The sequence below is a fragment of the Winslowiella toletana genome (assembly GCF_017875465.1).
Taxonomy (GTDB): domain Bacteria; phylum Pseudomonadota; class Gammaproteobacteria; order Enterobacterales; family Enterobacteriaceae; genus Erwinia; species Erwinia toletana.
This window is the reverse complement of record NZ_JAGGMQ010000001.1, coordinates 312,224-325,029: the sequence shown is the minus strand read 5'-3', so window position 1 is coordinate 325,029 and position 12,806 is coordinate 312,224. Positions and strand designations below refer to the sequence as shown.

Annotated in this window: 14 protein-coding genes and 1 tRNA gene; 10 read left to right on the top strand and 5 right to left on the bottom strand. The window is 51.9% G+C overall.

Going from position 1 to position 12,806, the window contains the following annotated elements; genetic code table 11:
• Nucleotides 1-29 precede the first annotated feature (29 nt).
• The 5 genes from efeO to J2125_RS01560 all read left to right on the top strand — a co-directional run bounded on the left by efeO (nt 30) and on the right by J2125_RS01560 (nt 4,670).
• Complete coding sequence (gene efeO / locus J2125_RS01580) at nt 30-1,154, top strand: iron uptake system protein EfeO (RefSeq protein WP_017800030.1); 1,125 nt, start codon at nt 30-32, stop codon at nt 1,152-1,154.
• A gap of 6 nt (nt 1,155-1,160) precedes the next feature.
• Nucleotides 1,161-2,444 carry an iron uptake transporter deferrochelatase/peroxidase subunit gene (efeB, locus tag J2125_RS01575; RefSeq protein WP_017800029.1) on the top strand — a complete coding sequence of 428 codons (1,284 nt, stop codon included), beginning with the start codon at nt 1,161-1,163 and terminating at the stop codon, nt 2,442-2,444.
• 298 nt (nt 2,445-2,742) lie between these two features.
• Nucleotides 2,743-2,958, top strand: a complete 216-nt coding sequence (locus J2125_RS01570) for a hypothetical protein (protein WP_209499435.1) — start codon at nt 2,743-2,745, stop codon at nt 2,956-2,958.
• Nucleotides 2,959-3,027: 69 nt separating this feature from the next.
• Complete coding sequence (gene phoH / locus J2125_RS01565; RefSeq protein WP_017800028.1) at nt 3,028-3,816, top strand: phosphate starvation-inducible protein PhoH; 789 nt, start codon at nt 3,028-3,030, stop codon at nt 3,814-3,816.
• Nucleotides 3,817-3,983: 167 nt separating this feature from the next.
• The gene (locus tag J2125_RS01560; protein ID WP_017800027.1) at nt 3,984-4,670 is read left to right on the top strand and encodes a hypothetical protein; all 687 of its coding nucleotides are present in this window, start codon (nt 3,984-3,986) and stop codon (nt 4,668-4,670) included.
• An 80-nt stretch (nt 4,671-4,750) separates the two neighbouring features.
• On the opposite strand, the gene J2125_RS01555 is transcribed toward J2125_RS01560, so the two are convergent.
• Nucleotides 4,751-4,838: transfer RNA gene (locus J2125_RS01555), tRNA-Ser, on the bottom strand.
• 151 nt (nt 4,839-4,989) lie between these two features.
• Nucleotides 4,990-5,529, bottom strand: coding sequence for a peptide-methionine (S)-S-oxide reductase MsrA (gene msrA / locus J2125_RS01550; protein ID WP_017801995.1), 540 nt, complete (start codon nt 5,527-5,529; stop codon nt 4,990-4,992).
• Nucleotides 5,530-5,713: 184 nt separating this feature from the next.
• On the opposite strand from msrA, the gene J2125_RS01545 reads away from it, so the two are divergent.
• Entirely contained in the window at nt 5,714-6,253 is a 540-nt protein-coding gene (locus J2125_RS01545) for a GNAT family N-acetyltransferase (RefSeq protein WP_017801996.1), read from the top strand.
• A gap of 1 nt (nt 6,254) precedes the next feature.
• On the opposite strand, the gene J2125_RS01540 is transcribed toward J2125_RS01545, so the two are convergent.
• Nucleotides 6,255-6,818 (bottom strand): flavin reductase family protein, encoded by a 564-nt coding sequence (locus J2125_RS01540; protein ID WP_017801997.1) that lies wholly within the window; start codon nt 6,816-6,818, stop codon nt 6,255-6,257.
• A gap of 146 nt (nt 6,819-6,964) precedes the next feature.
• Between J2125_RS01540 and J2125_RS01535 the strand changes: the two genes are divergently transcribed.
• Entirely contained in the window at nt 6,965-7,516 is a 552-nt protein-coding gene (locus tag J2125_RS01535) for a GNAT family N-acetyltransferase (protein WP_017801998.1), read from the top strand.
• A gap of 57 nt (nt 7,517-7,573) precedes the next feature.
• Here the strand turns inward: J2125_RS01535 and J2125_RS01530 are convergent, their stop codons facing one another.
• Complete coding sequence (locus tag J2125_RS01530) at nt 7,574-9,280, bottom strand: ArnT family glycosyltransferase (RefSeq protein ID WP_017801999.1); 1,707 nt, start codon at nt 9,278-9,280, stop codon at nt 7,574-7,576.
• A gap of 327 nt (nt 9,281-9,607) precedes the next feature.
• Between J2125_RS01530 and umuD the strand changes: the two genes are divergently transcribed.
• The gene (gene umuD, locus J2125_RS01525) at nt 9,608-10,030 is read left to right on the top strand and encodes a translesion error-prone DNA polymerase V autoproteolytic subunit (RefSeq protein WP_420864405.1); all 423 of its coding nucleotides are present in this window, start codon (nt 9,608-9,610) and stop codon (nt 10,028-10,030) included.
• An 8-nt stretch (nt 10,031-10,038) separates the two neighbouring features.
• On the opposite strand, the gene J2125_RS01520 is transcribed toward umuD, so the two are convergent.
• Complete coding sequence (locus J2125_RS01520; protein WP_017802002.1) at nt 10,039-10,464, bottom strand: winged helix-turn-helix transcriptional regulator; 426 nt, start codon at nt 10,462-10,464, stop codon at nt 10,039-10,041.
• A gap of 83 nt (nt 10,465-10,547) precedes the next feature.
• On the opposite strand from J2125_RS01520, the gene J2125_RS01515 reads away from it, so the two are divergent.
• Together J2125_RS01515 and J2125_RS01510 are read left to right on the top strand one after the other, a co-directional pair.
• The gene (locus tag J2125_RS01515; RefSeq protein ID WP_017802003.1) at nt 10,548-11,507 is read left to right on the top strand and encodes an aromatic alcohol reductase; all 960 of its coding nucleotides are present in this window, start codon (nt 10,548-10,550) and stop codon (nt 11,505-11,507) included.
• A 63-nt stretch (nt 11,508-11,570) separates the two neighbouring features.
• The gene (locus tag J2125_RS01510; protein WP_017802004.1) at nt 11,571-12,527 is read left to right on the top strand and encodes a quinone oxidoreductase family protein; all 957 of its coding nucleotides are present in this window, start codon (nt 11,571-11,573) and stop codon (nt 12,525-12,527) included.
• The last annotated feature ends 279 nt before the right edge of the window (nt 12,528-12,806 follow it).

Below are 12,806 nucleotides of genomic sequence, written 5' to 3'. Positions count from 1 at the left end.
GCATTTAAACGACCTAAAAGGGAAATTGTATGACTACTCGTTTTCGCCGTAAGGCGCTGTACGTCGCGCTGCTGGCGATTTCCGCCGCCTCCGCTGCGCAGGCTGCTGATGTTCCACAGGTAAAAATTAGCGTTAACGACAAACAGTGTGAGCCGATGACCCTGACGGTAAACGCCGGCAAAACCCAGTTTATTATCAAAAACGACAGCCAGAAAGGGCTGGAGTGGGAGATTCTGAAAGGGGTGATGGTGGTGGAGGAGCGTGAGAATATCGCCCCTGGTTTCACCCAGAAGATGACCGCCAATCTGGAAGCCGGCGAGTACGATATGACCTGTGGCCTGCTGAGCAATCCGAAAGGCAAGCTGATCGTCAAAGATAGCGGCGCCAAAGTGAATGACGGTAAACCGGATGTATTGCAGCTGGTCGGCCCGATTGCTGAGTACAAAGTGTATGTCACCAAAGAAGTTGAGCAGCTGGTAACCGGTACCAAAGCCTTTACCGATGCGATAAAAGCCGGCGATCTCGATAAAGCGAAAGCGCTGTTTGCACCAACCCGTCAGCACTACGAGCGCATTGAGCCTATCGCCGAGTTGTTCTCCGATCTTGATGGCAGCATCGATGCGCGCGAAGATGACTTCGAGAAGAAAGCAGAAGATCCTAACTTCACCGGTTTCCACCGTCTGGAGAAAGCGCTGTTTGCCGACAACACCACCAAAGGACAGGAAGCCTTTGCTGACCGTCTGTATAAAGACACGCTGGATCTGCAAACCCGCATCAACGAACTGGCATTCCCGCCAGGTAAAGTGGTGGGCGGCGCGGCGGGTCTGATTGAAGAAGTGGCGTCCAGTAAAATTTCCGGCGAAGAAGATCGTTACAGCCGTACCGATCTGTGGGACTTCCGCGCCAACGTCGACGGTGCGCAGAAAATTGTTAACCTGCTGCGTCCGTTGCTGGTCAAAGCCAATCCCGAGCTGCTGGCGAAAGTGGATGGCAACTTCAAAAAAGTGGATACGATCCTTGATAAGTATCGTACCAAAGAGGGCTATGAGTCCTACGATAAACTCACTACTGCCGATCGTAATGCGCTGAAAGGACCGATCACTTCCCTGGCTGAAGATCTCTCTCTGCTGCGCGGTACCTTAGGCCTGGATTAAGCACAAATGGCAAAAGAGTATGATGCGACGATGCCGTCGCGTCGGCGATTATTGAAAGGGATGGGCATCCTCAGTGGTGCCCTGGTAGTAGCTGGCGGTTGCCCGGTGGCCGCCGCCGCGGAGCAGGAGAAATCCTTCTCGCCTGGCGCCTTGCCGCCGAATGCGCGGATGGAGGAGCAGCCTTTCTACGGTTCGCATCAGGCCGGTATCGTCACCCCACAACAGGCCGCCATGATGCTGGTGGCTTTTGATGTGCTGGCGGCGGATAAAAACGATCTGCAACGCCTGTTTATCCTGCTGACCAGGCGCATTGCGTTTTTAACCAAAGGCGGTAAAGCGCCTCTGGTCAGTAATCCACAGCTGCCGCCGCTGGATTCCGGCATCCTTGGCGACAATATCTACCCTGATAATCTGACTATCACCGTATCGCTCGGCGCATCGCTGTTTGATGAGCGCTTTGGTTTACAGCAGCTGAAACCCAATAAGCTGCAAGCTATGACGCGTTTTCCCAATGATGCGCTGGATGCCAGCCTCTGTCATGGCGACCTGCTGTTGCAGATTTGCGCCAATACCAACGATACGGTGATCCACGCGCTGCGCGATATTATTAAGCATTCGCCGGATCTGCTGAGTGTGCGCTGGCGCAGGGAAGGGTTTATATCCGACCATGCAGCGCGCAGCCGCGGTAAAGAGACGCCGATTAACCTGCTGGGCTTTAAAGATGGTACCGCTAACCCGGATACCGCCGATCAACCGCTGATGGATCGCGTTCTGTGGGTCAGCGGCGCGCAGGGAGAACCGGCATGGACGCAGGGCGGCAGTTATCAGGCGGTGCGCATAATCCAGTTCCGCGTTGAGTTCTGGGACCGTACGCCGTTACGCGAGCAGCAGACCATTTTTGGCCGTGAAAAGCATAGCGGTGCGCCGCTGGGCATGCAGCATGAGCATGATGTACCGGATTACGCTAAAGACCCGGACGGTAATATCATCCCGCTGGATGCGCATATTCGCCTGGCGAATCCACGTACGGCGGAAACCAGTAATAGCCTGATGCTGCGTCGTGGTTATAGCTATTCGCTGGGAGTGTCAAATTCCGGCCAGCTGGAGATGGGGCTGTTATTTGTCTGTTATCAGCATGATTTAGAAAAAGGCTTTCTGACGGTGCAAAAGCGTTTAAATGGCGAAGCGCTGGAAGAGTATATCAAACCTGTCGGCGGCGGTTATTTTTTCGCCTTGCCAGGTGTGCCGGATGATAAACATTATCTGGCGCAAAGTTTACTCGAAGCTTGATAGCCACTCTGGCCGCCACTCCCTGCCGGGAAGTGGCGGTTAGTTTTTAATCTAATTTTCTATTAATGATCCTGTTGTGCTTATCAGCTGCGGATCCTCTGATTTATTCCCCCAATAATGACCTGATAAAACCCATTGTTTTATATGGGGAATTTAATTTAGCGCTTAATTTGCCGATAAAATCTATGCTTTTTTCTGCGATAAGAAGTGAAAATAATGTTGCAATCTGATCGTGGTTTGATGCACTTTAATCTTAGCGGTAGTCAGATGTGTTTATGAATTACCATGGAGATCGCGAATGGAAAAAGCAGTATCAGGACAATTAAATGTTAGTGGCTGTTTAAGCGCTTTTCCTCGCGAGGGTGTCTCTTCCTCAACAATATTCTCTTCTCTTTTCTGTTTCCAACGCCCTATTCAAACTGATATGCATTACCCGGTGCGTAATACGCTATGGCCTCTGTGCGCACTTTTCTCAACGGCTATTCAAGGCTTAAAAGGAAGCCACGACCTCTAAAGCGTTCACGTAATCGCTTCTCTTAATGTTAAGAGCAGCGGGAAATGAAACCAACTGTAAGGTGCCACTATGGGAAGACAGAAAGCAGTGATCAAAGCGCGTCGTGAAGCAAAACGTGTGCTTCGTAGCGATTCACGCAGTCATCGTCAGCGTGAAGAAGAATCGGTCACCTCGCTGGTGCAGATGGGTGGGCTGGATTCAATTGGCATGGCACGTGATACCCGCGACCATTCACCGATTGAAGCCAGAAATGAAGCTCAGGCGCACTATCTCAATGCCATAGAAAAGAAACAACTGATCTTCGCTACCGGCGAAGCAGGTTGCGGTAAAACCTGGATCAGTGCCGCGAAAGCGGCCGAGGCCCTGATACATAAGGATGTCGACAGGATTATTGTTACGCGTCCGGTACTGCAGGCGGATGAGGATCTGGGATTTTTGCCAGGTGATATCTCAGAGAAGTTCGCGCCTTATTTCCGGCCGGTGTATGACGTTCTGGTTAAACGTCTGGGTTCTTCCTTTATGCAGTACTGTCTGCGACCTGAAATCGGTAAGGTCGAAATCGCGCCCTTTGCTTATATGCGTGGACGCACCTTTGAAAACGCCGTGGTGATCCTTGATGAGGCGCAAAACGTCACCGCCGCTCAGATGAAGATGTTTCTGACACGCCTTGGGGAAAACGTGACGGTTATCGTCAACGGTGATATCACTCAGTGTGATTTACCGTCCCATGTGCAATCGGGCCTCAGCGATGCTTTAGCGCGCTTCGAGGAAGATGAGATGATTGGCATCGTACGTTTTGGTAAAGATGACTGTGTGCGCTCGATGCTCTGTCAGCGCACGCTGCATGCTTATAGTTAGTTGAGTTAGTATGTAGCCGCAAGCCCGGACGTAAGTCCGGGCTTTTTTATGGCTAAAACACAGTATTCTGCTCATCAATATCCATTCAGGAAAGTCAAAATTTAGAAGAACTGAATAAATAATTATGACATTTTCTGATTTTTAATGATCTTCAGAGGGCAGAATTTATGTCAGATATCAGTGGCGTGTCACGCAACATGCAATTTGATCAACCGGCTCTGGTTAGCGCTGTCTCGGTGTTAACCGCTGAACATCAAAATGCTGTACATCTGTTAGGTCAGCCAGTGGAAGGTTCTGAAGTCAGGGTTATGCCCACAGCATTAGCTGAAGCATTTCGTGAACATGATGGCACTGAAATACAGAAATTTATGGCGGAAAATAAACTTTTGTTCCTGTCGGTGATGATGGTTTCTGAGGAAAAAAAAATTATTGCCGCTTATACCTTCGGCTTTTCCACGCTCAGCGAAGGGCTGGCGGTGGTTAAATCCAGCCTTGAAGGCAGCACAGTTATCAGTTCAGCTGCGCAAAAACTATCAAGCGCGGAAGATTTTCAGCGCTTTTTCGCCTCATTTGCATCGAACCAGCAGTGTGGAGAGCAGCTTATGCGGACACTAACCGAAGCGGAGCAGCCTGTGACTAGTCATGCAAGTACAGAGGGACAATCGCAACTGGTTAAGGTGCAGGCTAAAATACGGTCACTGTATTTTAAAGTAAACCAGCCTGGGTATTTGGTCACCAGTAAGGACAATGAACGGCTGAATGACTTATTGAATAAAGAGATAGAACTGCGGACTGAATTAGTGAAAGGTTTAGTTCCCGTGGCCTCTGACCTGATAGAGCCCCCCGACGTCTGACACGATGAGGCAAATCTCTCGCTGCATAAACTTCAGACAAAAAAAAGTCTGAACTTGCGTTCAGACTTTCTCTTTTAAGATGGCGGTGAGAGAGGGGTTCGAACCCTCGATACGTTGCCGTATACACACTTTCCAGGCGTGCTCCTTCAGCCACTCGGACACCTCACCGTTTTTTTTCACGTCATCCTCCGCAGAGGGCAACGGGGCGCTACTATAGGGAGTCGGGCGGTAACGGTCAAGCAGATTTTTTCCCTTTCGTTATATTCGGTTAAGGCGTAACCATTAACGATTTTTTCAGGCAAAAAACCTGCCGTCACTGCTACGGATTCAGCGATTTCACCCGGTTTGCATAGCTTTTACGTAGCTTCTGCAGTTTTGGTGGGATCACCGCCATGCAGTAACCGTTCTGCTGACCACGGCCACTCCAGTAATCCTGATGGTAGTTTTCCGCCGGATACCATTCACCGCTTTCAATCGTCGTCACTACCGGTTGCTGATTATCCTGCTGCGCCCGCGTAATGGCCGCAGCCGCTTCCTGACGTTGCGCCTCGCTGGTCGGGAAAATTGCTGAGCGGTATTGGGTGCCAATATCATTGCCCTGGCGGTTTAGCTGCGTAGGATCGTGAGTGGCGAAACTGATATCCAGTAAATCGCCATAGTTCAGCTTCTCCGGGTCAAAACCGATGCGGATACCCTCGGCATGGCCGGTGGTGCCGCTGCACACGTCTTCATAGGTCGGATTGGCGGTGTGGCCACCGATATAGCCGCTTTCGACGGTTTCTACGCCGATTACATCTTTAAATACCGCTTCGGTACACCAGAAACAGCCACCGGCAATAATTGCGTATTCAATCGCCATCGTAAAACTCCTGCCTGTTAATACATATCTTCTATTGTAGGCATATCTGCCCGCTGGCAACCAGCGTCGGTTTACAAAAAAACGGTTGTTGACGGCGTAAACGTTATAAGTATTAGCTATTTAGTGCCATCACAGGATTGCGGTATTCTCAGAGACATCCAGATTAATCTTTGCGAAAAAAACCGTGAACATCCTTAACGCCGATAAAAATCATATTGCCGCCATTCAGGCGATTTACGCCCACCATGTCAGCACCGGTCTGGGCAGTTTTGAAACGCTGCCGCCCTCCGCTGAAGAGATGGCCAGCCGCATTGCCAAAGTACAGCAGGAAGGGCTGATCTGGCTGGTAGCGGAAATGGATGGCTGCGTAATGGGATACTGTTATCTGTCATTTTATCGCACGCGCTATGCCTATCGTTACACGCTGGAAGATTCAGTGTATGTCGCTGCCGATTATCAGGGGCGCGGCGTGGGTAAGACCCTGTTGCAGCATGCCATTGACTGGGCGCAACAGCAGGGTTATCGCCAGATGATTGCCAATGTCGGCAACAGCGAAAATCATGGTTCGCTGGCGCTGCATGAATCGCTGGGATTCACGCTGTGCGGCACCCTGCATTCGGTAGGGCTGAAGCACGGTCAGTGGCTGGATACCGTTTTCCTGCAGCGCGAGCTGGGCGAAGGGGACCGCACGCTACCCGACAACGCCGCCAGCATGAGCCGCTGAACTACAGCATTTCCGGGCGAAAATCCGCGCTTTTATCAAGATGCTGGTCACCGGCAAGCGTAAAGATGCCGTCGCCGGTATAGTGCAGGGTTTGTGGGTATTCCGGCTGACGACAGATATGTGCTTTCACCACTTCAAAAATAAAGAAGTTATAGTTTTCCACCAGCGCATCATCGTATAACCGGCACTCAAAGTTCGCGTAACACTCTTCAATCAGCGGCGCCTGCACCTTGCTGGCGGCCGCTGCCGTCAGCTGGTTGGCACTGAATTTATCGATCCTGGTCCCGCTGCTGTTGCCAATCGCCACCACCTTATCGACCAGATCCGCCGTTGGCAGATTGATCACGCATTCACCGCTGGCGCGGATCAGCTGATGGCTGTGATTCATGGCGGAAATCATACAGCCCACCAGCGACGGCGAGAATTCCATAATGGTATGCCAGCCGAGAGTCATAATGTCGTGCTCTTCCTGCCACTGCGAAGAGATCAGCACCACCGGGCCTGGCTCAAGATATTTTCTGACGTTCTGTGGCGGGAAATCGATTTTCGCGTTAGTGCTGCTCATGGCGGCTTCTCCGGTTGTTCAGGTCAGCCTTAAGTGTGATAAAAGTGCGCAGAATTGCCAGTGATGATGGAAAAAACAGACTGCTGTTGCCCGCGCGCTTGCTTTAACGGCATGATGTTTGTTTATGCATCTGACAAGGATAAACCATGGCCACTCCACCGCTGCTGACTGAGCGACTGATTTTACTGCCGTTAACCGCAGAAGATGCCCGGCAGATGCAGCAGATATTTCCGCGCTGGGAAATTGTCCGTCATCTGGCGGCCACGGTGCCCTGGCCATTTCCGGACAATGGCGCGGAACATTACGTTAACCAGGTGGCACTTCCGGCGGTGGCGGCCGGAACCGCATGGTTCTGGTCCATCCGGCGTACAGCCGCGCCTGCAGAGATGATTGGCCTGATCTGTCTGTCCGATGATGCGGATAATAATCGCGGCTTCTGGCTGGTGCCGGAGTGGCAGCGTCAGGGCCTGATGACGGAGGCCTGCCGGATCGTCACTGATTTCTGGTTTAACCAGCTGCAACGCCCGGTATTGCGTGCGCCGAAAGCCGGTGTGAATAACGGCTCAAGGAAAATCTCGATTAAGAGTGGAATGCGCTTAGTCAGCCGCGGGCAAAAAGAGTATGTCGCGGGCGTACTGGACTCAGAAGTATGGGAGATCACCCGCGACGAGTGGCTGGCGCAGCTTTCACAGGAATGAGAGATCACCAGAAAACCCCCGTTTTGTGCCAGATGTTTATTATTCGACCCTGCTTTTTTAGCGGCGCAGTATTCTGTAAACGACTAAATTATTACGTTTTTCACCTGGCCGGTTACCATACCAGAATAGTTCCATCCCTTCGGGGGGCGGGGGGATATGATCAGACAGTATTATCAACCAACGACAGTGCTCCGGTTGTTCAAACATTGTCTGGCGTTGATGGAGGATACCGGTGAAGTAATACAGCATGGGCGCTTCTGATTCACCAATCTTGTAAGAGGCCATACAATCACTTTCCCGATACTGGCCCACAAGCTGATTTCTCAGAGCTGAAAAGACACCTTCGTACCCCTTAGCATAGTCAATCCAGCCAATAAATAACGTAAACAATATCCCCCAGGTAGCGGTGATCCCGGCCCCCCAGTCCAGCGCCGCGCGTAATGGTTGGTTCGCTGAGCCATACAGGTATCTGCGACAAAACCAGAGAACGGTTACTGTAAAGGCGAAGATAAAGGGTAGCCACGAAAAATGCATTTCATAGCCCATCGGCAACCAGCGATCGAATGTTGCCAGCCACTCCTTCTGGTCGTGGGTCAGCTTGAGAAAATAAACACACCAGAGAAGCAGAATAAGTCCGGACCAGAAAATAGAAGCGAAATAAGAAAAATACTGTAATGGCTTTGGTTTTATTTGTAGCAGCAGCCGGGAACCAAGTATTGCCATTGGTGCGATAAATGGCAGCAGATAAAGAGCCCGGCTGGTTGCTGATATCTGCAGTAATATTAACCCTGATAAAGAGTACATAGTAATGGCATACTCGTCCTGATTAAACAATCGCTTAACAGGATGACGAAGGAAATAGAGTGTTGCCAGTATCCCTGACGGCAGAGAAAAAAAGACAATGGCCTCAGGTATCAGGGTCGGTGTGGCTCCTGCACCAAGAGAGGAGACCGAAAACCCTAAAAAACGACCAATATTATTATCCCAGAACCACACCATGAAAAGATCGGGGTGTTTAAAATAAAGCAGTGCTGGCCATGGCAGAATAAGGAGTAATGCAACCCCCCCGGCAATCAGAGAAGGGCGCCAGAAATTTTTAGATCGGCACTGAGGCAGAAACAGAGGTCTCAGGATTAACGAAATCCATAATACGCCTGGAATAAAAACCCCTTTGGACAACATGGTGAAAACCGTTCCCAGACAAAGCCACAGCGCTGACGCAGAGACTTTCTCCTGGCGAATCAGGCCCATCAGGCCATACAGTCCAATCGTTGCGCCAGCGGTTAATGCTGTATCAGTAAACATATCATGGCTGTGACGTAATGCTCCAGGGGCGCAGATATAAACTGCAAAGGCTAACCAAATGCGATAGTCAGAAAGATCTTTACTCTGAAATACTCTTTTAGCCAGAAGAATAAAGAAATAAAAATTAAGTGTTGAGAATAAAAACGTCGCTGTTCTGGCAGCATCATGCAATGGTAATAGATTGGATAACAGATGTACCATTATAGTCGCCACCCAGTAATAAAGGGGGGGCTTCTCCATAAAGGGTTCGCCAGCATTGGTGGGAACCAGCCAGTTACCGCTTTCATACATAGACTGAATGATGCCAAAACTATAATTTTCGTCCTGTTTCCATGGTGTATGACCATATATTCCAGGTAACAGGTAAATGATAATAAAAATGGTGAAAAAGAGAAGGGTTTTTACATCACTATACTGACGTACAGAGATCCTCTCTTTAACAAAATTAAACTGGCGCATAGAAATCCTTCCCCTTAGCGTAATTAAACTGGCATGTTCTGAATATCAGACCGACGCCAGCGTAGCGTAAGGGGGGGAAACTAAAGTTAAATAACAACTCAGAATGGCAGTCCGGCGGCACCCGTTCTGTCGCTGAGTTGACCACAGCGCTGGGGGGCAATGTATTCCGCATCCGCTGAGGTTCAAGGCCATCAATTCGAGCGGAAAGATCGGTTAACTAAATCTCCTGCACAATCAGTCTGCTAGCCGGTTTCCGAAAAAATCCAGTTGTCACTGCTGTTGTGAACGATAATACTGTATGTATATACAGATATTTTGCAGGTCAGCATGATAACTTTCTTACGCATGGCAGATATTCCTCCCGCTGTTTCCCTCCCGCTGTTTCTGGAAAAGGTTCCCTGCGGTTTCCCGTCTCCGGCCCAGGACTACGTCGAAAAACGGATCGATTTAAATGAGCACTGCATCCTGCATCCCAGCGCCACCTATTTTGTCAAAGTGTCTGGTGATTCGATGATCGAAGCCGGGATCAGTGACGATGATATGCTGGTGGTCGACAGTTCGCTGAATGCTACTCATGGCAGCATTGTGGTGGCGGCGGTGGAAGGCGAGTTTACGGTAAAAAAGTTACTGCTGAAGCCGCGCGTGCAACTGATGCCGATGAACCGCGCTTACTCACCGATTATGATCGGTAGCGAAGATCGGCTCGATGTGTTCGGGGTGGTGACATTTGTGATTAAAAATATGCAGTAATCTCCGTATCACGGCACATTATCTGCCGGATGGCTGGCGGCGAAACGGCTGCGGGCGCTACGAAAGGCCGCCGCGTTATCCATCAGCCAGTTCCATAACGGCAGCATATTCAGCAACATCCCTTCGCCCAAAGCCGTTAACGTATATTCGACCCGCGGATGCGGATATTTTTGCTGGTAGTCATGACGGCTAATCAGGCCGTCACGTTCCAGCTGGCGCAACGTGCGGGTCAGCATGCGTTGCGTGATGCCGCTCAGCTCGCGCGCCAGCTCGCCATGGCGCAGTGCGCCCTGCGTACCTAAGGCGTAGACAATTCCCAGTGACCAGCGGTTGCCGGTATGGGTGAGGATCTCGCGCTTCATGCTGTCATCTTCATCGCTGAGCGCATCACAAATTGCCGCGAACTGACTGATTCTCTCTGCACTTAACTTCATTATTTCCCCTGGTATCACGCGTGTACCTGATTGTTGCCTCCCCCCGGCGCTGGCAGGATAGGGCGCAACAACAGGAGGAGAGTATGAACGATTCTGACATGCGTCAATGGCAAAATATTTTGATTCTGGGGGCGGGCGAACTGGGTATGGCGATGCTGGCTGGCTTTATCCGGCAACGTCAGCAGCATCCCGCGTTGCGGCTGAGTGTGTTGCTGCGTCCGGCATCGTTAACCAATCCGCACCCGGCCAGCCAGGCGCGGCTAAAGCAGTTTGCGGAGTGGGGCGTTACGGTGATTACCGCGGATTTTGCCCGGCAAACCACCGCGGAACTGAGCCACTGTTTTGCGCCTTTTGATGCGATTATCAACTGTAGTGGTTTTGTTGGCGGCGCAGGCACTCAGCTGAAGATCACCCGGGCGGTGCTGGATGCCGGTGTCGCACGCTATTTCCCGTGGCAGTTTGGTGTCGATTACGACCAGATTGGTAAAGGCAGCGGGCAGCCGGTATGGGATGAACAGCTGGCGGTGCGCGAAATATTACGTGCTCAGCAGCAGACGCAGTGGGTAATTGTTTCCACCGGCATGTTTACCAGCTATCTGTTTGAACCGAGCTTCGGCATTGTCGACTGGCAGCAGCAGCGGATTTATGCGCCGGGCGCTGCTGACTATGCGCTTACGCTGACCACGCCGGAAGATATTGGTCAGCTTACCGCGCAGATCTTCTGCCATCAGCCAGCGTTTAACAACGCAGTGGTATATATCGCGGGCGATACCCTTACTTATCGCCAGCTGACCCGTGTGCTGAGTGAGCACTATGGCGTACCTTTCACTCTGCAGGTGCTTAGTCATCAGAGCCTGCAGCAGACGGCGGCGGCGACGCCCGGCGATCTGGCCGCCGCTTACCGGCTGGCTTTTGCGCGTGCGGAGGGCGTGGCGTGGGAAAAAGCAGACAGTTTTAATGCCCGGCACGGCATTGAGGTGACCGATGTTGCACAGTGGCTGACTGACAACCGCCCATCGTTAAATGGCCCAATAGCACTATGAGGGTATCTTTGTTGGCTATCACTCTGTTATTTCTGTTATTACAGCACACTGATGGAGAAACAGATGAAAGCGATAATCTATGACCAGCCCGGCGAGCCGGAAGTTTTACGGCTGGAGGACGTTGCCGATCCGACGCCAGCGGATACTGAGTTACTGATCCGCGTTGAAGCGATCAGTATCGAAGGTGGCGATTTGGTCGGACGCAGATATCGTGCCGGCGGCGCGGACGCTATCCTCGGATATGCAGCTGCGGGCGAAGTGCTGCAGGTTGGTAAAGCGGTAGAGGGATTTGCGGTGGGCCAGAAGGTCACCACCTTTTACTGGACAGGGTCGCACGCGGAACTGCGCGTGGTTCCGGCGACAAACTGCTTTGTAGTGCCGCCGGGGCTGGATATGCGGATTGCGGCGGCAATTCCGGTCGGGCCGGGTACTGCGGCCTGGGCGTTACAGCTTGGTGCGCTGCAACGCGGTCAGACGGTACTGATTCTCGGCGCTGCTGGCGGCGTGGGTATTGCTGCGGTACAGCTGGCGGCAAAAATGGGCGCACGCGTGATTGGCACCGGCACCAGTCTCGCCAGCCTGGAAAAGCTGCGCCAGTATGGTTTAACCGACGCCATTGTTACCGGCTCCCGTACTGCCAGCGCCCAGCTGCGTGATTTGCTGGGTGGCAATGCGGTCGATCTGCTGATTGATAATATTGGCGGCCCGGAGCTGAGCGATGGTATCGAGGCGCTGCGAGAAGGGGGGCGCGCGGTATTGATCGGCGTACTGGCTGGACGTAACCAGCCAATTGATGCCGGGCATTTGCTGATGCATCGCAAAACCGTTATCGGCTGTCTGTTTGGCCCGGAAATGGGTGATCCGCAGCCGCGGGCGCTGGTCGCCGATCTGCTGGAAAAAGCACTGCATGGCGAGTTGCAGCTACCGATTGATGCCACTTTCCCGCTGTCGGAAGCCGCCGCCGCCCATCGTCGCGCGGAAGAGCGCGGCCGCATTGGCCGGGTGTTTATCACCGTATAATATTGTTAGCAGGGGGGCGTTACGCCCCCTTTCTTACTGCCGCGTCTTCGATCAAGCGCATGCAGTCGGGAAAACTGCGGATAACCCGTGATATCGCCGCTGAATATTTGCTCCTCAGCGTTCTTCTGGCTGTTTGAAAAATTGCGGCGCTTACCGCATCATACTGAATGAAGTGTGAGCTGACGGGATTGACGGGTGGGTGAAATTTGGGTAGCATTTATTGCAAGTACACCCGCCACGCCTAGTCTCCCAGAGATGCGCATTATGGCGGGTTTTTTT

Bases quoted from the DNA above. Each gene is read 5' to 3' on its own strand.
- efeO (WP_017800030.1), top strand. From the start codon at position 30: ATGACTACTCGTTTTCGCCGTAAGGCGCTGTACGTCGCGCTGCTGGCG.
- efeB (WP_017800029.1), top strand. From the start codon at position 1,161: ATGGCAAAAGAGTATGATGCGACGATGCCGTCGCGTCGGCGATTATTG.
- J2125_RS01570 (WP_209499435.1), top strand. From the start codon at position 2,743: ATGGAAAAAGCAGTATCAGGACAATTAAATGTTAGTGGCTGTTTAAGC.
- phoH (WP_017800028.1), top strand. From the start codon at position 3,028: ATGGGAAGACAGAAAGCAGTGATCAAAGCGCGTCGTGAAGCAAAACGT.
- J2125_RS01560 (WP_017800027.1), top strand. From the start codon at position 3,984: ATGTCAGATATCAGTGGCGTGTCACGCAACATGCAATTTGATCAACCG.
- msrA (WP_017801995.1), bottom strand. From the start codon at position 5,529: ATGGCGATTGAATACGCAATTATTGCCGGTGGCTGTTTCTGGTGTACC.
- J2125_RS01540 (WP_017801997.1), bottom strand. From the start codon at position 6,818: ATGAGCAGCACTAACGCGAAAATCGATTTCCCGCCACAGAACGTCAGA.
- J2125_RS01535 (WP_017801998.1), top strand. From the start codon at position 6,965: ATGGCCACTCCACCGCTGCTGACTGAGCGACTGATTTTACTGCCGTTA.
- J2125_RS01530 (WP_017801999.1), bottom strand. From the start codon at position 9,280: ATGCGCCAGTTTAATTTTGTTAAAGAGAGGATCTCTGTACGTCAGTAT.
- umuD (WP_420864405.1), top strand. From the start codon at position 9,608: ATGATAACTTTCTTACGCATGGCAGATATTCCTCCCGCTGTTTCCCTC.
- J2125_RS01520 (WP_017802002.1), bottom strand. From the start codon at position 10,464: ATGAAGTTAAGTGCAGAGAGAATCAGTCAGTTCGCGGCAATTTGTGAT.
- J2125_RS01515 (WP_017802003.1), top strand. From the start codon at position 10,548: ATGAACGATTCTGACATGCGTCAATGGCAAAATATTTTGATTCTGGGG.
- J2125_RS01510 (WP_017802004.1), top strand. From the start codon at position 11,571: ATGAAAGCGATAATCTATGACCAGCCCGGCGAGCCGGAAGTTTTACGG.